General features: G+C 55.6%; 1 protein-coding gene. It reads right to left on the bottom strand.

What is annotated here, in order from left to right; genetic code table 11:
- A partial coding sequence (locus J7438_RS26915) for a hypothetical protein (RefSeq protein WP_209279085.1) occupies positions 1 to 611 on the bottom strand: 611 nt, incomplete at both ends.

The following is a 611-nucleotide window of genomic DNA, read 5'->3' as shown; positions in this document are numbered from 1 at the left end:
ATGTTGCGGCAATCGACCCACCTTGATCCGGTGCCCCGACCTGACCACCGCTATGTGTGTGTGCGGCAATCGTGTTCAGGGCGTTCTCCAGAGTGCTCATCATATCAATCATTATTTGTAGCACGTTTTCGGACTCACTGCCGATCCAGGTTTTTGGAGATTTCAGCAATTGTTTGGCTTTGGCGCTACACTCCCGGATCTGGCCGCAGCTCTCCCTAATGCTGGCGGTGGTGTGGCGGTGCCAGTTGTTCTCCAGATCGTACCCCTGCCAGACATCGGCGCTGGAGTGCCAGTGGGCTTCTCCGGGCTTCCAGGGTGGCAGCTCCATTCCCCAGGGAACCACGCCACGGATCATAATCAGTTTGGGGCTGGCGTAGGCAAAACAGAATTCAATAATGGTGTCTGGATCGGGCAGGGCGAAAAATCCCCGCTGTTTGCCACCGTACTGGAGCATGACCACCAGATCCCGCAACAGCTTTCCCTTGGGTTTGAAATTCTCATCCAACGGTTGCACATCCACGGCATAGAAAGGCTGATCCACGGTGGAAACGTCATTACCGGAAAATTCGGGCTGACTGATCCGCTCCACCTTGCCCAACATGGGGCGGTGA

Origin of the sequence: Thalassotalea sp. G20_0 (assembly GCF_017744175.1) — a bacterium.
Lineage (GTDB): Bacteria > Pseudomonadota > Gammaproteobacteria > Pseudomonadales > Endozoicomonadaceae > Endozoicomonas.
The sequence above is the reverse complement of the archived record's forward strand: the minus strand, read 5'-3'. Positions and strand labels throughout refer to the sequence as shown.